15 protein-coding genes are annotated in these 20,127 nt (G+C 71.7%); 10 read left to right on the top strand and 5 right to left on the bottom strand.

All coding sequences use genetic code 11. The features are described from left to right. Nucleotides 1-86 precede the first annotated feature (86 nt). On the top strand, nt 87-1,409 hold the full coding sequence (murA, locus tag BLW47_RS09700; RefSeq protein ID WP_091555704.1) for a UDP-N-acetylglucosamine 1-carboxyvinyltransferase: 1,323 nt from the start codon (nt 87-89) through the stop codon (nt 1,407-1,409). A 112-nt stretch (nt 1,410-1,521) separates the two neighbouring features. On the opposite strand, the gene BLW47_RS09695 is transcribed toward murA, so the two are convergent. Further along, the gene (locus BLW47_RS09695) at nt 1,522-1,860 is read right to left on the bottom strand and encodes a hypothetical protein (protein WP_139307210.1); all 339 of its coding nucleotides are present in this window, start codon (nt 1,858-1,860) and stop codon (nt 1,522-1,524) included. Between the two features lie 129 nt (nt 1,861-1,989). Between BLW47_RS09695 and BLW47_RS09690 the strand changes: the two genes are divergently transcribed. Next, nucleotides 1,990-2,838, top strand: coding sequence for a 3-hydroxyacyl-CoA dehydrogenase family protein (locus BLW47_RS09690; protein ID WP_091554758.1), 849 nt, complete (start codon nt 1,990-1,992; stop codon nt 2,836-2,838). An 88-nt stretch (nt 2,839-2,926) separates the two neighbouring features. On the opposite strand, the gene BLW47_RS09685 is transcribed toward BLW47_RS09690, so the two are convergent. Both BLW47_RS09685 and BLW47_RS09680 read right to left on the bottom strand, forming a co-directional pair. After that, nucleotides 2,927-3,724 (bottom strand): ABC transporter permease, encoded by a 798-nt coding sequence (locus tag BLW47_RS09685; protein WP_091554756.1) that lies wholly within the window; start codon nt 3,722-3,724, stop codon nt 2,927-2,929. Continuing rightward, nucleotides 3,721-4,569, bottom strand: coding sequence for an ABC transporter ATP-binding protein (locus BLW47_RS09680; protein WP_091554754.1), 849 nt, complete (start codon nt 4,567-4,569; stop codon nt 3,721-3,723). Before BLW47_RS09680 ends, BLW47_RS09685 begins: the two co-directional genes overlap by 4 nt. Before the next feature lie 94 nt (nt 4,570-4,663). On the opposite strand from BLW47_RS09680, the gene BLW47_RS09675 reads away from it, so the two are divergent. Continuing rightward, nucleotides 4,664-6,676 carry a protein meaA gene (locus BLW47_RS09675; protein WP_091554753.1) on the top strand — a complete coding sequence of 671 codons (2,013 nt, stop codon included), beginning with the start codon at nt 4,664-4,666 and terminating at the stop codon, nt 6,674-6,676. 4 nt (nt 6,677-6,680) lie between these two features. Here BLW47_RS09675 and BLW47_RS09670 read toward each other — a convergent pair whose 3' ends face one another. Continuing rightward, nucleotides 6,681-7,298, bottom strand: coding sequence for a DUF4126 domain-containing protein (locus tag BLW47_RS09670; RefSeq protein ID WP_091555702.1), 618 nt, complete (start codon nt 7,296-7,298; stop codon nt 6,681-6,683). Between the two features lie 93 nt (nt 7,299-7,391). Here BLW47_RS09670 and nucS point away from each other — a divergent pair, with 93 nt between their 5' ends. Then, a complete protein-coding gene (gene nucS, locus BLW47_RS09665; RefSeq protein WP_091554751.1) occupies nt 7,392-8,051 on the top strand; it encodes an endonuclease NucS in 660 nt (219 codons plus the stop codon). A 16-nt stretch (nt 8,052-8,067) separates the two neighbouring features. Here nucS and BLW47_RS09660 read toward each other — a convergent pair whose 3' ends face one another. After that, nucleotides 8,068-9,570 (bottom strand): aldehyde dehydrogenase family protein, encoded by a 1,503-nt coding sequence (locus BLW47_RS09660; RefSeq protein ID WP_091554749.1) that lies wholly within the window; start codon nt 9,568-9,570, stop codon nt 8,068-8,070. A gap of 347 nt (nt 9,571-9,917) precedes the next feature. Here BLW47_RS09660 and BLW47_RS09655 point away from each other — a divergent pair, with 347 nt between their 5' ends. The 6 genes from BLW47_RS09655 (at nt 9,918) to BLW47_RS09630 (ending at nt 20,076) form a co-directional block, all read left to right on the top strand. After that, on the top strand, nt 9,918-12,929 hold the full coding sequence (locus tag BLW47_RS09655; RefSeq protein WP_091554747.1) for a PQQ-dependent sugar dehydrogenase: 3,012 nt from the start codon (nt 9,918-9,920) through the stop codon (nt 12,927-12,929). Between the two features lie 144 nt (nt 12,930-13,073). Next, nucleotides 13,074-14,864 (top strand): 3-hydroxyacyl-CoA dehydrogenase family protein, encoded by a 1,791-nt coding sequence (locus tag BLW47_RS09650; protein WP_091554746.1) that lies wholly within the window; start codon nt 13,074-13,076, stop codon nt 14,862-14,864. A 64-nt stretch (nt 14,865-14,928) separates the two neighbouring features. Then, nucleotides 14,929-15,285: a hypothetical protein gene (locus tag BLW47_RS09645; protein WP_425435376.1), complete on the top strand. Its 357-nt coding sequence runs from the start codon at nt 14,929-14,931 to the stop codon at nt 15,283-15,285. A 65-nt stretch (nt 15,286-15,350) separates the two neighbouring features. Beyond that, the gene (locus BLW47_RS09640) at nt 15,351-16,166 is read left to right on the top strand and encodes an alpha/beta hydrolase (RefSeq protein WP_091554744.1); all 816 of its coding nucleotides are present in this window, start codon (nt 15,351-15,353) and stop codon (nt 16,164-16,166) included. 104 nt (nt 16,167-16,270) lie between these two features. Then, on the top strand, nt 16,271-17,902 hold the full coding sequence (locus BLW47_RS09635) for a CBM96 family carbohydrate-binding protein (RefSeq protein WP_091554743.1): 1,632 nt from the start codon (nt 16,271-16,273) through the stop codon (nt 17,900-17,902). A gap of 269 nt (nt 17,903-18,171) precedes the next feature. Beyond that, entirely contained in the window at nt 18,172-20,076 is a 1,905-nt protein-coding gene (locus tag BLW47_RS09630) for a WD40 repeat domain-containing protein (protein ID WP_245736598.1), read from the top strand. Nucleotides 20,077-20,127: the final 51 nt, after the last annotated feature.

The raw sequence follows: 20,127 nt of genomic DNA, 5'->3' as shown, positions 1-20,127 counted from the left end.
ATGTCGTGCCGAGCGACGGGGTGGATGCCGCCGGGATCGCCGGGTGGTCCGGGGTGGCCGAGCCGGATGCGACGGACGCTCATACGATGGCCGGCGTGGACATGATCAGAGTCAACGGCGGGGCGCGGCTGGCGGGCGAGGTCCACGTGGTGGGCGCGAAGAACTCGGCGCTCAAGCTGATGGCGGCGGCGCTGCTGGCGCCGGGTCGGAGCGTGATCAGCAACGTCCCGCGGATCACCGACATCGCGATCATGGGTGAGGTGCTGCGGCGGCTCGGCTGCGAGGTGTCGTTCACCGACGACGACCCGGTCGGCCCCGGACCCGCGCGCGCCAGCTCCGTCACCATCGAGGTGCCGGAGGAGCTGGGCAGCGAGGCCGACTACGACCTGGTACGCCGGCTGCGGGCCTCCATCTGCGTGCTCGGGCCGCTGCTGGCCCGCTGCGGCAAGGTGCGGGTGGCCCATCCCGGTGGGGACGCGATCGGCTCGCGCGGCCTGGACATGCACGTGGCCGGCCTGGCGCGGATGGGGGCCGACGTCTCGGGCGAGCACGGCTTCGTCATCGCCGAGGCCCCGGACGGGCTGCACGGGGCCACCATCTGGTTGGACTTCCCGAGCGTGGGCGCCACCGAGAACCTGCTGATGGCCGCGGTGCTCGCGAAGGGCGTCACCGAGATCGACAACGCCGCGCGGGAGCCCGAGATCGTCGACATCTGCGAGATGCTGTCGCAGATGGGGGCCCGCATCGAGGGGGCCGGCACCTCGACGCTGCGCATCGAGGGCGTCGACGCGCTGCGCCCGGTGCGGCACGCTACGGTCGGCGACCGCATCGTCGGCGGCACCTGGGCGTTCGCCGCGGCGATGACCCGTGGCGACGTGACCGTGACCGGGGTGAGCCCGAACTACCTGGAGATCGCGCTGGACAAGGTCGTCTCCGCCGGCGGTCTCGTCGAGACCCGCGACGACGCCTTCCGGGTGCAGATGGACCGCCGTCCGGGCGCGGTCGACGTGGTGACCCTGCCGTATCCGGGCTTCGCCACCGATCTGCTGCCGATGGCGATCGGCCTCGCCGCGGTGAGCGAGGGCGCCTCGTTGATCACCGAGAACATCTTCGACGGGCGGTTCATGTTCGTCAACGAGATGGCACGGCTCGGGGCCGACATCAAGACCGACGGTCACCACGCGGTCGTACGGGGACGGGAGCGCCTCTCCAGTGCGCCGGTGCGGGCGACCGACATCCGGGCCGGCGCGGGGCTGGTGATCGCCGGGCTCTGCGCGGACGGCGTCACCGAGGTCTCGCACGTGCACCACATCGACCGCGGCTATCCGAGCTTCGTCGACGATCTGCGGGCGCTCGGCGTGACCGCGGAGCGGGTGGTGGCGCCCGAGGAGCAGTCCTTCAGCCTGTAGCGCGGGCCGCGCGGCCGCCGCGTGTTGCCGCGGCGGCGATGGCGCGGACGGAGTCCTGGCGGTCGGTGGATCAGTCCTGGCGGTCGGTGGATCGGTCCTGGCGGTCGGTGGATCAGTCCTGGCGGTCGGTGGTGAAGCCCTTCGGCTCGTCCAGCGCGCGTCGCACCAGCTCGCGGGCGCGCTGACGGTCGTTCGGGAACACCAGCACCCGGATCCGGCGGTCGCGACCGGTGGCGAAGGTGGACCGGATGCCGGCGTGCGCGAGGAAGCGCCGCACGGCCAGCGCGACGACCAGTTCGTGGGCGTACGCCGCGACTTCGAGCAGGCCGTAGTCGTCGTCGGCCTGCGGCCCGGGCGGCCTGGCTCCGGGCCAGAACATCCAGCCCAGGGCGCCGATGGCGGCGAAGGTGATCAGCGGCTCGGCCAGGTGCCAGCCGTCCTGCAGCGGCATGGGCACATTGTCGCAGCGGGCGCGGGTCGACGAGGGCAACTCGGTCATAACGCGGCCGGCTGAGCGGTCGTTCAGGGCGGACCGCTAGGGTCTGGGCAGAGTGCACACCCCACGGCTAGGGAGAGACAGATGGCGGGTCGACTGGCGGTCATCGGAGCCGGTCTGATGGGTTCGGGCATCGCGCAGGTGGCGGCCCGGGCGGGCTGGCAGGTCACGATGCGCGATCTGGACGACGCGGCGACGCGGCGCGGACTGGACGGCATCCGTACCTCGCTGGAGAAGTTCGCCGCGAAGGGCACGATCGGCGCCGACGACGTCGAGGCGGCGTTGGGGCGGATCAGCGTCACCACCGAGCTGGAGGCCGCGGCGGACGCCGACATCGTGGTCGAGGCCGTCTTCGAGCGGCTGGACATCAAGCAGGACGTGTTCCGGGCGCTGGACAAGATCTGCAAGGCGGACGCGGTGCTCGCCACCAACACCTCGGCGATCCCGGTCACCCAGATCGCGACGGCGACGCAGCGGCCGGAGTCGGTCGTGGGGACGCACTTCTTCTCGCCGGTGCCGATGATGAAGCTCTGCGAGCTGGTACGCGGCTACAAGACCTCGGATGAGACGCTGGCGACGGCGCGCGCGTTCGCGGAGGAGATCGGCAAGACCTGCGTGGTGGTGAACCGGGACATCGCCGGCTTCGTCACCACCCGCCTGATCGCGGCGCTGGTCGTGGAGGCGGTGAAGCTGGTGGAGTCGGGCGTGGTGTCGCCCGAGGATCTCGACGTCGCGTGCAAGCTCGGCTTCGGGCACGCGATGGGCCCGCTGGCGACCACCGACCTGACGGGCGTCGACGTGCTGCTGCACGCGACGAAGAACATCTACACCGACACGGCCGACGAGAAGTTCTTCCCGCCGGAGCTGCTGCAGCGCATGGTCACCGCCGGCGACCTCGGTCGCAAGACCGGCCGCGGCTTCTACTCCTACTGACGGAGCGAAGATTCGGACGATCTTGGAGTTATGGCTCCACAAGTCGGACAAATCCGCGCCATAACTCCAAGATCGTCGCGATCTTGGGTCAGCCGTCGCGGCGGGTGGTCCAGCGGAAGGTGGTCAGGCAGAGCAGCAGGCCGATGACGCACCAGGCGGTGAGGACCAGGGCTACCCGGCCAAGCTCGAACGAGCCGGCGGGTTCCTGTGCGGCGAAGGAGTCGGGCAGGAAGACGGCGCGCAGGCCCTGGCACATCCACTTCAGCGGGAAGATCGCCGCGACCTGCTGCATCCAGGACGGCAGGTTGCTGAAGACGAAGAAGACGCCGGAGGTGAACTGCAGCACCAGCGCGACCGGGGTGACCACCGCGGGCGCGCCGCGCCCGCTGCGGGCCAGCGACGAGAACGCGACCCCGCACAGCGTGCAGGCGGTGATGCCGAGCACCGACACCCAGCCGAAGGTGAGCCACTTGCCGGCGGTCTCCGGCAGCTTCAGGCCGTAGAAGAGCGTGCCGACCGCGAGCAGCAGCAGCGTCTCCGCCAGGCCGATCACCGCCACCATCACCACCTTGCCGGCGAAGTAGACCCACTTCGGCATCGGGGTGCCGCGCAGCCGCTTGAGCACGCCCCGGTCGCGCTCGATCGGGATCTGGATGGCGAGGCTCTGGAAGCCGACGGTCATCAGCCCGGTCGCGATCATCCCGGTGACGAAGTACTGGGTGAACCGCACCCCGCCCTCGAGCTCCCAGTTGAAGATCGAGGCGAAGATGACGATCATGATGACCGGGAACGCGAGGGTGAAGACCACCGACTCCCGGCTGCGCAGGAACTGCTTGATCTCGAGGCCGCCCTGGCGCAGTCCGAGGGAGAGGGGTGTCGTGCTCATCGCTGCCCAATCATCGTCAGGTAGATGTCCTCAAGGGTCGGCCGGGTCACGGTGAGGCCCGGCACCTCGCCGCCGTAGCGCGCGGCCAGCTCGGCGACCAGCGCCGTCGGCGTCGCGCTCTGCGCGCGCTCCACCGACCCGTCCGGGGTGCGCCAGGCGACCGTGGCCAGCGCGTTCTCCCGCTCGCCGAGCTTCGCGGGGGTGTCCACGGCCACCACCCGGCCGCCGGCGATCACCCCGACCCGGTCGGCCAGCGTTTCGGCCTCGTCGAGGTAGTGCGTCGTCAGCACGATCGTGGTCCCGGCGGCGGCGAGCCCACGGATCAGCTCCCAGAACTCGCGCCGGGCCTCCGGGTCGAAGCCCGTCGTCGGCTCGTCGAGGAAGAGCAGCTCGGGACGGCCGATGATGCCCAGCGCCACGTCGAGGCGGCGCTTCTGGCCGCCGGAGAGGGCATGGGTGCGCGAGCCGGCCTTGCCGGCCAGCCCGACGCGCGAGATGACGTCGTCCGGGTCGTCGGGCTCGGGATAGAAGCCGGCGAAGTGGTGCACCACCTCACGTACGGTCAGCTCGTCGAATTCGCCGGTGCCCTGCAGCACGATGCCGACCCTGCTCCGCCAGGCGGCGTCGGCGCGCGCCGGATCGACGCCGAGGACGCTCACGTCGCCCCCGTCCCGCTGCCGGAAACCCTCCAGGATCTCCACCGTCGTCGTCTTGCCGGCGCCGTTCGGCCCGAGTAGCGCGAACACCTCGCCCCGGTGGACCGCCAGGTCGAGGCCGTCCACGGCGGTGTTGTCGCCGTAGGACTTGCGCAATCCCCGTACGGAGATCGCGAGATTGTTTGTCATGGACCTACTATCGCGCGCCCCTACCAGGAAGCCCCGCAGCGCTGTGCGGTTTTTCACCGGCCCATGTGACTGAACGGTAACTTAGACTCCGGACATGGACGAGAAGGCGCTCCAGATCCGTCTCCCCGAACGCGACCGGCCATGGGTGATGCGGACGTACGCCGGCCACTCGTCGGCGGCCGCGACCAACGCGCTGTTCCGCCGCAACCTGGCCAAGGGGCAGACCGGGCTGTCGGTCGCCTTCGACCTGCCCACCCAGACCGGGTACGACCCCGACCACGCGCTCGCCGCCGGCGAGGTCGGGCGGGTGGGGGTGCCGGTGGCGCACCTCGGCCACGCGCGGGCGCTCTTCGACGGCATCCCGCTCGCCGAGATGAACACCTCGATGACGATCAACGCGCCCGCGATGTGGCTGCTCGCCCTCTACGCCACGGTCGGGGCGGAGCAGGGTGGGGCGCCGGAGACGTTCGCCGGCACCACGCAGAACGACATCGTCAAGGAGTACCTCTCCCGCGGGACGTACATCTTCCCGCCCGCGGCCTCGCTGCGGCTCACCGCCGACGTCATCGCGCACACCGTCGTGCACATGCCGAAGTGGAACCCGGTCAACATCTGCTCGTACCACCTGCAGGAGGCGGGGGCGACCCCGGTGCAGGAGGTCGGGTTCGCCCTGGCGACCGCGGTGGCGGTGCTCGACGCCGTACGCGACTCGGGCCAGGTGCCCGCGGACCGGCTCGGCGACGTGGTGCAGCGGATCTCCTTCTTCGTCAACGCGGGCGTGCGGTTCGTCGAGGAGATGGCGAAGATGCGCGCCTTCGCGGCGCTCTGGGACGAGATCACGCGGGAGCGGTACGGCGTCACGAACGCCAAGCAGCGCCGGTTCCGGTACGGCGTCCAGGTCAACTCCCTCGGGCTGACCGAGGCGCAGCCGGAGAACAACATCCAGCGCATCGTGCTGGAGATGCTCGGCGTCACGCTCTCGCGCAACGCCCGCGCCCGCGCCGTGCAGCTGCCCGCCTGGAACGAGGCGCTCGGCCTGCCGCGCCCATGGGACCAGCAGTGGTCGCTGCGGATGCAGCAGGTGCTCGCGTACGAGTCGGACCTGCTGGAATACCCGGACCTCTTCGACGGCTCGCACGTCGTCGAGGCGCTCGTCGACTCCATCGTGGACGGCGCGCGCACCGAGCTGACGAAGATCCTGGAGCTGGGCGGCGTGGTCGCCGCGGTGGAGACCGGCTACCTCAAGAGCGCGCTGGTCGCCTCGCTCGCCGACCGGCGCCGCCGGATGGAGGACGGCACCGACGTGGTGGTCGGGGTGAACCGGTTCGTCGAGACCGAGCCGTCCCCGCTGACCGCCGCCGGGGCCGAGGCCGTCGAGCAGGTCGACCCGGCGGTGGAGGCGGCCGCCATCGAGTCCGTCCGCGAGTGGCGGGCGACGCGCGACGCGGCCGCGGTCGACGCCGCCCTCGCGCGCCTGCGCGCCGACGCCGCCGACCCGTCGGTCAACCTGATGCCGGCCACACTGGACTGTGTGCGCGCCGGCGTCACCACGGGGGAGTGGGCGGGGGCGCTCCGCGAGGTCTTCGGGGAGTACCGTGCGCCGACCGGGCTGGCCGGCAACGCCGGGGTGAGCGGGGACTCCTCGCTGGCGGCGGTGCGCGAACGAGTCCGTCGGACGGCGGCGGAGCTGGGCAGCGGACGGTTGCGGCTGCTGGTCGGCAAGCCGGGGCTGGACGGGCATTCCAACGGCGCCGAGCAGATCGCGGTCCGCGCCCGCGACGCCGGCTTCGAGGTGATCTACCAGGGGATCCGGCTCACCGCCGGGCAGATCGTCGCCGCCGCCGTGGAGGAGGACGTGGACCTGGTCGGGCTCTCGGTGCTCTCCGGCTCGCATCTGGCGGCCGTGCCAGCCGTACTCGACGGGTTGCGGGCGGCCGGGCGTCCCGACCTGCCGGTGGTGGTCGGGGGCATCATCCCGGCGGGCGACGCCGAAGCGCTGCGCGCGGCCGGCGTCGCCCGGGTGTTCACGCCGAAGGACTTCGCGCTGACCGGCATCGTCGACGATCTGGTGACCGTCGTCCGGGAGGCCAACGGCCTCACCGCCTGACCGGTCACACCCGGAATCCCGCCGCCCGCGCGGCCTGCCGCTCCCGCTTGCGTTCCCGGCGGCGCCGCAGCGTCCACGGCACCACGAGCACGAAGCCGAGCAGGAAGACCAGCACCAGCACCGGCAGCACGATCGCCAGGACCGAGACGAGCACGCTGGTGGCGTCCTCGGCGGTGCTCGCCACCGGCGCGCCGAAGCCCGCGGTCGTCGCATTGATCACAGGTCGGGCGGCGGACTTCACGCCGTGCACGGCGAGCGCGATGACCACGCCGATCGCGATCGGCACCCACTGGTTGGAGGAGAAGAACTGCCCGGGGTCGCTGACCGTCACGGTCTCGGCGCTCGACCCCGCCCCGAAGGCGAGACCGCCCGCGGTCGGCCGGACGAAGGTCTGGACCATGTCGTTGACGTGGTCCACCACCGGCACCTTGTCGGCGACGACCTCGACCGCCAACAGCAGCGCCAGGATCGCGATGACCCAGCCGTCGCCGAGCCACTGCCAGCCGGCGGGCAGCTGCATCAGATCGGTGTAGCGGGCGAGCAGCCCCATGGTGAGCAGCGGAATGTACGCGTTGAGCCCGGCCGATGCGGCCAGGCCGGAGCCGGTGAGCGCTTCAAGCACGTCCACCAGGATCGCAAAGCACGTCAATCAGGATCGGACCGCCGCGCCAACCGCGCCGTTCGAGCCGGTCGCCGGCTCCGTTACCCTCGTCGGATGCGGTTGGTGATTGCCCGATGCTCGGTGGACTACGTGGGACGACTCTCGGCGCACCTGCCGCTGGCCACCCGGCTGCTGATGGTCAAGGCGGACGGCTCCGTCTCCATCCACGCCGATGACCGCGCGTACAAGCCGCTCAACTGGATGAGCCCGCCGTGCCGCATGGAGGAGGCGCCCGGTGTGTGGCGGGTGGTGAACAAGGCCGGCGAGGAGCTACGGATCACCCTGGAGGAGATCTTCCAGGACACGTCGTACGAGCTGGGGGTGGACCCGGGCCTGCGCAAGGACGGCGTCGAGGCGCACCTGCAGGAGCTGCTCGCCGCCAACCCGACCGCGCTCGGCGACGGCTTCACGCTGGTCCGGCGGGAGTACATGACCGCGATCGGGCCGGTCGACCTGCTCTGCCGGGACGGCGCGAACGCCACGGTGGCGGTGGAGGTGAAGCGGCGCGGCGAGATCGACGGCGTCGAGCAGCTGACCCGGTACCTGGAGCTGCTCAACCGCGACCCGCTGCTCGCGCCGGTCGCCGGCGTCTTCGCGGCGCAGGAAATCAAGCCCCAGGCGCGGGTGCTCGCGGAGGACCGCGGCATCCGCTGCGTCGTCGTCGACTACGACAAGCTGCGCGGCATCGAGCGCGACGAGCTCACCCTCTTCTGACGCCGCCCGCGCCGGCTCACCCCCGGCCGTAGAGCATCTTGATGGTCCTGGCGATCAGGCCCACCTGCTTCGGCGTGCGCTCGAAGGTCATCGCGGGCAGCAGCGACGGCCCGCGCCGCTTCGTGATCGCCTTCGCCCGGCCGAACTCGCGCAGCCCGTCGTCGCCGTGGATCCGCCCGAAGCCCGAGTCGCCGACCCCGCCGAACGGCAGCGTCGACATCCCGACGAAGGTGATGGTCGAGTTCACCGCGGCCATGCCGGAGCGCAGCCGCCGGGCGATCGCCATCGCGCGGCGCCGGCCGAAGACGGAGCCCCCCAACCCGTACGGCAGCGCGTTGGCGAGCGTCACCGCCTCGTCGGCGTCGCGCACCTTCTTGACGGTCAGGGTGGGACCGAAGGTCTCCTCGCGGACGGCCGCGGCGTCCTCGGGCACGTCGACCAGGATCGTCGGGTGCACGTACGGCGGGCGTACCGCGTCCGGCCCGCCGAGCACCGCCCGGCCGCCGCGGGCGACCGCGTCGTCGATGTGCCGGCGGATGATCTCGATCTGGCTCGGCATGGTGATCGGGCCGATCTGCGCCTCGGGTCCGTCGCCGACGGTGAGCCGTTGCGCCCGCTCCACAACCTTCGCCAGGAAGGCGTCGTAGACCGGCTCGACGGCGTAGACCCGCTCGATGCCGATGCAGGTCTGCCCGGCGTTCATCAGCCCGCCCCAGACGCACGCCTCGGCGGCGGCGTCCAGATTCGCGTCGGCGTCGACGATCATCGCGTCCTTGCCGCCGGCCTCGATCAGCACCGGGGTCAGCGTCTCGGCGCAGGCCGCCATCACCTTCTTGCCCGTGGCGGTGGAGCCGGTGAACGCGACCTTGGCGACCCCGGAGCGGCAGAGCGCGGCCCCGACGTCGCCCAGGCCGTGCACCACCTGCAGCACGGGGTGCTCGGGCACGACCTCGGCGAAGGTGTCGGCGAGCCACTGGCCGACCGCGGGGGTGTACTCGCTGGGCTTGAAGACCACCGCGTTGCCGGCGGCCAGCGCGTACGCGATCGAGCCGAGCGGCGTCACCACCGGGTAGTTCCACGGCCCGATCACCCCGACCACGCCGTACGGCTGGTATTCGAGGTGGGCGGAGAACTCCGCGAGCACGAGCCGGGACCGCACCCGGCGGGGACCGAGCACGCGCCGCGCGTTCCGGGCCGCCCAGTCGATGTGCTCGATCGCGGCGGTCGTCTCGACGATGCCGTCCGCGACCGGCTTGCCGCCCTCACGGTTGATCAGCTCGGCGATCTCGGTCAGCCGGTTGGCGATCAGCGCCCGCCACCGCAGCAGCCGCTGGCGGCGGCCGGCGTGCCCGAGCCCGGCCCACCACCGCGCCGCCTCCGCGCCGCGCGCGACGCTGCGCCGCACGTCGTCGGCGTCGGCCACCGCGAAGCGCCCCGCCTCGGCGCCCGTCGCCGGATGCGTCGAGACGAGTTCGCCGTCTTCGATCACCGGCACTCCGGGGGCATGGACAGCCGTCATCGGATCGCTCCTCCACGGGCGTGCGGTTTCGGCCGAGTGTAGACCCGAATGCTACTGGTGGGTAAGGTCCCGTTCGCGCGATCTCCCGGGATCTCCCGGCAGGGTCGTCACGATCGGTGTGGGGCGCATTCTCCGGAACTGCTGGGTTGCAGCCGGTAAGCCGCTTTCGCGACACCTCCGCAAGTTGTCCGAAGCAGAGCCAACTGTGATCGTGAGACACCTTCAGTCGTGAACCCGACGCCCCGCGCCGCGGGGCACCCGTACGGTGTGACGATCGTCAATCGACAGCCGCGTTGTGTGGCGCTGTGCCCGCAACCGTTGTTCCGCCCTGCCGCAGGGGAGCCCGGATGTCGCACCGTCGTCACGTTCTCCGATCGCTACTGGCCGGCGCGCTGCTGGCCGCGCTGCTCGTGTCGCCCGACGCGCGACCGGCCGCGGCGGCCACGGTGCCGTCGGGCTTCCAGGAACAGATCGTCTTCCGGGGGCTGACCCAGCCGACGAACATCGAGTTCGCGCCCGACGGCCGCGTCTTCGTGGCAGAGAAGGCGGGTCGGATCAAGGTCTTCGACACCCTCGCGGACAGCACGCCCACCCTCTTCGCCGACCTCTCCGCGAACGTGCACAACCAGTGGGACCGCGGCCTGCTCGGCCTCGCGCTCGCCCCGAACTTCCCGCTCGACCCCTGGGTCTACGTGCTCTACACGTACGACGCGCCACCCGGCCGCACCGCCCCGGTCTGGAACGACGTCTGCGCCAACGCCAACAACGGCAACTGCGTGGTCACCGGCCGCCTCTCCCGGCTGCGCGCCGACGGCAACGTCATGTCCGGCACCGAGCAGACCCTGATCCACGACTGGTGCCAGCAGTTCCCCAGCCACTCCATCGGCGACCTGCGCTTCGGACCCGACGGCGCGCTGTACGTCTCCGCCGGCGACGGCGCGAGCTTCAGCGCCGTCGACTACGGCCAGCTCGGCAGCCCGCACAACCCGTGCGCCGACCCGCCCGGCGGGTCCGCCGGCCCGATGACCCCGCCCGCCGCCGAGGGCGGCGCGCTGCGCTCCCAGGACGTCCGGACGGGCGCCGACCCCACCGGCCTGGACGGCACGGTGCTACGGCTGAACCCGGAAACCGGCGCGGCGATGGCCGGGAACCCGCTGATGGGCTCGGCCGACCCGAACACCCGGCGGATCGTCGGCACCGGCCTGCGCAACCCGTTCCGGTTCACGGTGCGGCCCGGCACCGACGAACTCTGGCTCGGCGACGTCGGCTGGAGCACCTGGGAGGAGGTCAACCGGCTGGTCGCCCCGACCTCGGGCGTGACGAACTTCGGCTGGCCCTGCTACGAGGGCGCGGCCCGGATGGCCAGCTACGACAACGCCAACCTCTCGATCTGCGAGAACCTCTACGCCGCCGGCGGCGTCACCGCCCCCTACCGGGCGTACCAGCACAGCGCCAAGGTGGTCCCCGGCGAGGCGTGCCCGAGCGGCGGCTCGTCCACCGCCGGGCTCGCCTTCTACCCGACCGTCGGCGGGCCGTACCCGGCCGCCTACCACGGCGCGCTGTTCTTCTCCGACTACAGCCGCACCTGCATCTGGGCGATGAAGCCCAGCTCACCCGGCGGGCTGCCGAGCCCGAGCAACGTCGAGACGTTCGTGTCCGGCGCCGCCGGCCCCATCGACCTGGCCGTCGGCCCCGGCGGCGAGCTGTACTACGTGGACATCGGCGGCACGGTGCGGCGGATCCGCTACTTCGCCGGCAACCGCCCGCCGACCGCCGCGATCAGCGCCGACCGCACCGCCGGGCAGGTGCCGCTGACCGTCGAGTTCGACGGCACCGGCTCCGTCGACCCGGACGCCGCCGACCAGGGCCGGCTGAGCTACGCCTGGGACTTCACGAACGACGGCACGGTGGACGCGACGACCGCCACCGCGCAGCACACGTACACCGCGCAGGGTTCGTACACCGCGAAGCTCACCGTCACCGACACGCTGGGCGCCAGCGACACCGCGACGGTGACGATCGCGCCGGGGAACAGCGCGCCCACCGCCGAGATCGCGACGCCCGCGGAGTCGCTCACCTGGGCGGTCGGCGACGAGGTGAGCTTCAGCGGCAGCGCCACAGACCCGCAGCAGGGCCGGCTGCCGGCCTCCGCGCTGAGTTGGCAGCTGCGGATGCAGCACTGCGCCGTTACCGGCGAGTGCCACACCCACTTCGTACGCGAGTGGAGCGGCGTGGCGGACGGCTCGTTCACCGCTCCGGACCACGAATACCCGTCCCACCTGGAGCTGGTGCTGACCGCCACGGACGCGCAGGGGCTGACCGGCACGACCGTGCGCCGGCTCGATCCGAAGACCGTGACGCTCACCTTCGCCAGCCAGCCCGCGGGCCGGCAGCTCAGCGTGGGGCCGACGACCGGGGCCGCCCCGTTCACCACGACGGTCATCCAGGGCTCGACGAACACGATCAGCGCCCCCAGCCCGCAGAGCGCCGGCGGCAACACGTACACCTTCAGCGGCTGGTCCGACGGTGGCGCGCAGACTCACGTGATCACCGCGCCGACCGCGCCGGCCACGTACACGGCGCACTACCGCAACAGCACCGGCGACCAGCCCGGTGACTTCAGCGGCGACGGCCGCCCCGACGTGCTGAGCCGGCAGTCGTCCTCCGGCGCGCTCTACCTGTACACCGGCAACGGGACCGCGGTGACCGGTCCGGTGCAGCTCGGCACCGGCTGGAACAGCATGGACGCGATCGTCCGGCCCGGCGACTTCGACCGGGACGGCCACGGCGACGTGCTCGCCCGGGAGACCGCGACCGGCGCTGCATGGCTGTATCCCGGCACCGGGTCGGGACTGCGCGCCCGCGTACGGGTCGGGACGGGCTGGAACGGCCTGCGGGAGATCACCCCGATCGGGGATCTCGACCGGGACGGCTATCCCGACCTGCTCGCCGCCGACCCCGCCGGAGCCCTCTACCTGTATCCGGGACGCGGCAACGGGTTCGCCGCCCGGGTCCAGGTGGGGACGAGCGGGTGGAACGCGATGGACGAGCTCGTCGGGGCCGGCGACTTCAACCGCGACGGCTTCCCGGATATGCTCGCGCGGGAACGGGCGACGGGGGCGCTGTTCCTGTACCCGGGGCGGCAGCGCGCGCTCGGGCCGCGGACCCGGATCGGCACGGGCTGGGGCGGGCTGCGTGATCTCGTCGGGGTCGGCGACTTCGACGGCGACGGCTACCGCGACGTTGTCGGGATCGCCCAGTCCAGCGCCGACCTGTTGCTCTACCGGGGGCGCGGCAACGGCCTCGTCGGGCCGACCCGGATCGGCACCGGCTGGGGCGCGATGCGGCCGCTGCTCTGACGCGGCGGAGCGAGGTGAAATTTCCCACCGCGTCTCGACATCTTCACGCCACGTGGCAGACTCGCGCATAACCTTAGCGGCCGTTCAATCCGGTCGCCGGCCGGTACGGCGGGGCCGCCGCCGTCGACGAGCGGAGGGGCTGTCGTGACGCGCGAGTTCAACACCGTCGGTGTGGTCGGGCTGGGCACCATGGGTGCCGGCATCGTCGAGGTGTTCGCCCGCAACGGCATCGACGTGGTCGCGGTCGAGATCAGCGACGCCGCCCTGGAGCGCGGCCGGGCCAACCTGACCGGCTCGACCGGGCGGGCGGTGGCCAAGGGGAAGCTGAGCGCCGAGGATCGCGACGCGCTGCTCGGCCGGGTCTCATTCGCCGTCGGGCTGCCCGCGCTGCGCGACGTCGACCTGGTGATCGAGGCGGTCCCCGAGCACCTCGACCTGAAGCAGCGGATCTTCGCCGAGCTGGACGGCATCTGCAAGCCGGAGACCATCCTCGCCACCAACACGTCGTCGCTGAGCGTCACGGAGATCTCGGTCGCCACCCACCGCCCCAACCAGGTGATCGGGATCCACTTCTTCAACCCCGCGCCGGTGATGAAGCTGGTCGAGGTGGTCCGCACCGTCGTCACCGCCCCCGAGGTGGTCGCCGACGTGGAGGCGCTCTGCGCCCGGCTCGGCAAGGTCGACGTGACCATCAACGACCGCGCCGGCTTCATCGCCAACGCCCTGCTCTTCGGATACCTCAACCACGCCGTGGCGATGTACGAGTCGCACTACGCGACCCGCGAGGACATCGACGCGGCGATGAAGCTCGGCTGCGGGCTGCCGATGGGACCGCTGGCGCTGATGGACCTGATCGGGCTCGACACCGCCTACGAGATCCTGGACACGATGTACCGGCGGGGCGGGCGCGACCGCCGGCACGCGCCGGTGCCGCTGCTCAAGCAGATGGTCACCGCGGGGTTGCTCGGCCGGAAGTCCGGCCGCGGCTTCTACACGTACGAGAAGCCGGGGTCGCCGGTGGTCGTACCCGATGAGCAGACGCCGCTCGCCGACGGCGCCGCGCTCGCCGACGGCGCCCGCGCGATCGCCAAGGTCGGCGTCGTCGGCTCCGGCACGATGGCGACCGGCATCGTCGAGGTGTTCGCCAGGGCCGGGTACGAGGTCGTCTCGGTGACCCGCGGCGCGGAGAAGTCCGCCACGATGTGCGAGACGATGAAGACCTCCCTCAACAAGGGTGTCGTGCGCGGCAAGCTGAGCGAGGCCGACCGGGACGCGGCGCTGTCCCGGGTGACCTGGTCGGCGTCGCTGGAGCACCTGGCCGACGTCGACCTGGTCGTGGAGGCGGTGGTCGAGGAGTTGAGCGTGAAGAAGGCGCTCTTCGCCAGCCTCGACGACATCTGCAAGCCCGGCGTGGTGCTGGCCACCACCACCTCGTCGCTGCCGGTGGTGGAGGTCGCGATGGCGACGCAGCGCCCCGCCGACGTCGTCGGCCTGCACTTCTTCAACCCGGCGCCGATCATGCCGCTGGTCGAGGTGGTCCGGACCATTCGCACCTCGCCGGAGACCACCGCGACCGCGCGGTCCGTCTGCGCCGCGCTGGGCAAGACCGGGGTGGTCTGCGCCGACCGGGCCGGCTTCATCGTCAACGCGCTGCTCTTCCCGTACCTGAACGACGCGGTGCGGATGCTGGAGGCGAGCTACTCCACGGCCGACGACATCGACCACGCGATGAAGCTCGGCTGCGGCTACCCGATGGGGCCGTTCGAGCTGCTGGACGTGGTGGGGCTGGACGTGTCGCTGGCCATCCAGCGCGAGCTCTACCTGGAGCTGCGCGAGCCGGGGTTCGCGCCGGCGCCGCTGCTGGAGCACCTGGTGACCGCCGGCTACCTGGGGCGCAAGACCGGCCGCGGCTTCCGGGACCACACGCACCGCTGACTCGCCGCTGACCGGGCACCGCAACCCCAGGGTCGCGCGGCAGGGGACCGTACTCTTGGTAATCATGAGTCCGCGTCGTAATCGTCCTGCCCGGTCGACGTCGTCGTCGGGGCGGAAGGGGCGGCCCGACGACGACGCGCTGGACGTCGACCGGGTGCGTCACGGCGTCCAGGGGGTGCAGGCGTGGACCGACGGTGAGTGGATGGTGCGGGGCATTCCCGGCCCGGCCGCCACCAAGACGTACCGGTGCCCCGGCTGTGACCAGGAGATCCGGCCCGGGGTGCCGCACGTGGTGGCCTGGCCGGCCGACGGCCGCGGCGACCTGACCGACCGGCGGCACTGGCACAGCGGCTGTTGGCGGGCGCGCGACCGGCGGGGACCGGTCGTGCAGCGCTCCCGCAACGCCCCCCGGTACGGGTGACCCCGCCGGCGAGCCCTCCCGACACGTCAAAGAAAGACCCGACACGCCCGAGAAAGACTGGAGCCGTGAGCACTGCGATCCGCGCCGCGTCGATCCTGCCCGCCCGACGGGAGGAGATCGAGCTGCAGACCGCCGACGGGCTGACCCTCGTCGGCGAGCTGGCCCTGCCGGCCGACCGTGACCCGGTCGCCACCCTGATCTGCCTGCATCCGCTGCCGACCCACGGCGGGATGATGGACAGCCACGTGTTCCGCAAGGCCGCGTGGCGGTTGCCCGCGCTCGCCGACGTCGCGGTGCTGCGATTCAACACCCGCGGCACCAGCAGCGTGCGTGGGACCAGCGAGGGCGTGTTCGACAACGCGGTGGGGGAGCGGTTCGACGTCGCGGCGGCGATCGAGTACGCGGAGTTCGCCGAGCTGCCCGCGCTCTGGCTGCTCGGGTGGTCCTTCGGCACCGACCTCGCCCTCAGGTACGGCTGCGACCCGGCGGTCACCGGCGCGATCTTGCTCTCGCCGCCGCTGCGGTTCTCGGCCGAGGCGGACCTGGCCGTCTGGGCGGGTTCCGGCAAGCCGCTGACGGCGCTGGTTCCGGAGTTCGACGACTACCTGCGCCCGGTGGAGGCGCGCGAGCGGTTCGCCGCGGTCCCGCAGGCCGAGGTGGTCGGGGTGCCGGGCGCGAAGCACCTCTGGGTGGGCGACGCCGAGACCGTGCTGGACGAGATCGTCCGGCGGGTGGCGCCGGGCGTGACGGTCCCGCTGCCGTCGGAGTGGGACGGCCCCATGGAGTACGGCGACGCCAGCGCGTACGCCGATCGCACGGTCGCCGCGTTCGCGGACGTGCCGGTGACCGGGCCGGAGCAGCGCGACGCAACCGGCCGTTAGGTCACGATCAACGGGACCCCTCGGATCTACTCAGCAGGTCAACTTCGGGACGTCCGTGCCGATATTCCCCGCGACAGCACGCGCACGCCGTAGGGGGGCTCCCGTTGAGCAGGCACAGGTCGCACCGCGTCCGCGCGCCGCACGCCGGCCGTCGTCGACGACTGATCGTCCTGATCTCCGCCGCACTCGTCGCCGGCACGCTCGGCGCGGCGCCGCCGCTGTCCGCCGCCGACACCCGGGTCTACGCGGCCGCGGACACCACCGCAACCGCGGTGGTCCAGGACGGCGACAACGCCCGCAAGACCACGTTGGCCACCTGCGCGACGCGGTGTGAGAAGAACCCGCGGGGCGGGCGGGACGCGCTGTTGCGCTTCACCGTGACGTCCCTGCCGGCGAACGCGGTCAACGTGCGGGCGAAGCTGCGCGTCTACTCCTGGAGCGCCTACCCGGCGAAGGTGACGGCGCACCGCTCCACCAGCGACGCGCGTGCGGCGCGGCCGGCGCGGGCGAAGCCCGGCGCCCAGCTCGGCTCGGTCCCGCGCGTGTCGAAGGGCTTCAACGAGTGGGACGTGTCGGCGCTGGTGACCCGCAACGGCACGTACACGGTCGCGCTGCTGCAGGAGCGCTACGAGCGGCGCGTCTACTGGGCGTCGGCCGAGTACCGCGACCGGACGCTGAGGCCGCACCTGGCGCTGACGTACACCGTGCGGCCGGCGCCGCCGGCGACCGTGGCCCCCGCGCCGGCTGCCCCGACGCCCGCGCCGACCTCCCCGAGCCCGACGCCGTCGGACGCCTGCGGGACCGTGTCCGCCACGCTCGTCCCGTCCTGCGGCGCGTGGTGGGGGATGTACTCGCCCACCGACGCCACCAGATCGTGGAACCACGGCGCGGCGGTCGCCGAGATCGAGGCCCAGATCGGCCGCCGGTTCGACATCGTGCACCGGTACCACGACTTCTCCAACAGCGGCAGCAACGGGGCGTTCCCGGACGCGTTCGAGAAGGCGCAGATGGCCGAGGGCCGGCTGATGTTCTTCGCCTGGGAGTCGCGCATCTTCTCCTCCGGCACCACGCTGACGTGGCGGGACGTCTCGGGCGGGCGGTACGACGCCGTGATCGACGACGTGGCGCGGCGGATCGCGGCGACCCGGACGCCGGTCTTCATGGGCTTCGACCATGAGCCCGAGGACGAGCCGGCGAAGGGGAGCGACGCCGACTTCGTCGCCGCGTGGCGGCACGTGCACGACCGGTTCGCCCGGGCCGGCGCGGACAACGCGGTGTGGGTGTGGACCGTGATGGGGTCGTCCGGCTATTACGACCGCTATGCCCGGCTCTACCCCGGTGACGCGTACGTGGACTGGGTCGGCTACGACCCGTACAACTTCTACGCCTGCAACGGCGGCAGGACGTGGAAGTCCCCGGCGACGACGATCGGCACGTTCTACCGGTGGCTGGACGGGAACGGGATCGGCGCCGGCAAGCCTCGGATGCTCGCCGAGTTCGGGACGAACTTCGATCCGGCCGACCCGTCGGCGAAGCGGCGGTGGTTCGAGGAGTTCCCGGCGGCGCTGAAGGCCCACCCGAAGATCAAGGCGGCGGTCTACTTCAACTCCGCGGGTTCGACCACCACGAGCGTGACCTGCAACATGACGCTGGGGCACACCGCCGCGGCGCTGAGCGGGTTCATCGCGGCCGGCCACGACCCTTACCTGCGTCAGCCGGTGAGCCCGCAACGGTGAGGGTGAATCAAACAACGCGAATGTACGGCTACGGTCCGTTTCGCCGCGGAATGCGCATAGTCATGAAGGTCGTCTATTGTCGTGTTCGAGATAGTCGCGCGGGCCGATCGGTGGATTACGAGATCATCCCGATAGGGAGCACGCTACGCGGGTTCGATCCCCGACCGGGAGGTAGCCTCGCCATGCCCAGACGTGCTCGGCGTCATCACGGACTCCGTCGTGGACGGGCGGTCCTACTTGCCGTAGCGGGGTCATTTCTGGCCGTGACGATGGCGGCCGGCACCGCGTCCGCGGCCGTGGTCCCCGCGCCCGCCCCCGCCCGGCTGGTCTCCACCAACCCCGCCGACCAGACGCCGCACGCCAAGGACGGCGAGGTGCGCGCGTTCGCCGAGATCGGCAACGTGGTGTACGTCGGTGGCACCTTCACCCAGGTGAAGGAGGCGTCGGCGACGACGTGGACCCCGCGCAGTTTCCTCTTCGGATACGACAGGACCACCGGGGCGCTGGCGACGAGCTTCGCCCCGGTGCTGGACGGCGCGGTCAACACCCTGGTCGTCAGCCCCAACGGCTACCTGATCGTGGGCGGCGCGTTCAAGAACGTCAACGGCGTCGCGCGGCGCAATCTCGTGGCGCTCGACCCCGCCACCGGGCAGACGGTCGCGAGCTGGGTGGGGCGGTCCGACGGCGGCACGGTGCGCGACCTGGCTCTGCACGGCAACTCGCTGTACGTCGCCGGCGCCTTCTCCTGGATCAACGGCACCGCCCACTCGGGTCTGGCCCGGGTGAACGCCTCCACCGGCGCCATCGACCCGACCTTCGTCGTCGACGCCACGGTCGGCCGGCACGACACCGCGTTCTACGTGTGGACGATCGACGTCGCCCCCGACGGCCGGACCCTGGTTGCCGGCGGCAACTTCATGCAGGTCAACGGGGCATCCCGGAACCAGCTCGCGCTGGTCGACCTCTCCGGCACGCCGACGCTGCTCGACTGGAGCACGGAGAAGTACGTTCCGCCGTGCGCTGCGCCGACCACCTTCGTGCACTACGTGCAGGACGTGTCCTTCTCCGCCGACGGCAGCTACTTCATCGTCGGCAGCAACGGCGGCGCCGGCTGGCCCGCGGCCTACTGTGACGCGCTCGTCCGGTTCGAGACCGCCGATCGTGGCAGCAACCTGCTCGCCACGTGGGTCAACTTCACCGGCAACGACACCATCACCTCGATCGAGGTGGCCGACGGCGTCGTCTACCTCGGCGGGCACTTCCGCTGGCTGAACAACCCGAACGCCAGCGACCGGGCCGGCAACGGTGCGATCGACCGCCTCGGCGTCGGCGCGGTCAACCCCGCCACGGGCATGCCGCTCAACTGGAATCCCCGCCGCACCGCGGGAGCCGCGCTGCCGCCCGGCGCCGTGAACTGGGACTCTGCGGTGCCCGTGCTCTGGCGCGGGTCCGACGGCATCTACTTCGGGCAGAACTCCGACGGCATGGGCAACGAGTACCACGGACGCCTCGGGATGTTCCCGCTCGCCGGCGGCCGCAGCGTCGCGCCGCGGAACCCGCCGACCGTCACCGACGGCTTCCTCTACCTCGGCACCGCCAACGGCCAACTCAGCAAGGTGGCGTTCGACGGCAGCGCGGTCGACGCGGCGACGGTGACGGCGACCAGCCAGCCGAACTTCACCCGTGCCGGTGCCAGCTGGCGCGTCGCCGACCGCATCTACTGGGCCCACACCGTCTCCGGCACCCCGAGCGGCAGCCGGATCGACGTCTCGACGTTCGACGGCACCACGGTCGGCGCCCCCTGGGAGGCCTCCGGCTACAACGACTGGTACAACGCCACCGCCATGACCGGCGCCTTCTTCCTCAACGGTCGTCTCTACTACACCAGGTCGGGCAGCAGTGCCCTGTACTACCGCTACTTCGAGATCGACGGCGGCTACCTCGGCGCCACCGAGTTCACCCTCCCCACCCAGGGGCTCAGCTGGTCCGGCGTGCGCGGGATGGCGTGGGTCAATGGAAACATCGTCTACGGCGCGACGGATGGGCGTCTGCGGTCCGTCCCCTTCGACCCCACCACCGCACCGGCCGTCGACGGCGCCGCCGCCGTGGTGCTCGCCCAGCGCAGCTCCGCGTTGAACTGGTCGACCTCCACCATGTTCTTCTCGGCGCAGTGAGGCCGTCCATGAACGTAAATGTCCGGTAGGTTGTCGTGATGTGGGCCGACG

The organism is Micromonospora pattaloongensis, assembly GCF_900107255.1.
Classification (GTDB): Bacteria; Actinomycetota; Actinomycetes; order Mycobacteriales; family Micromonosporaceae; genus Micromonospora_I; species Micromonospora_I pattaloongensis.
The sequence above is the reverse complement of the archived record's forward strand: the minus strand, read 5'-3'. Positions and strand labels throughout refer to the sequence as shown.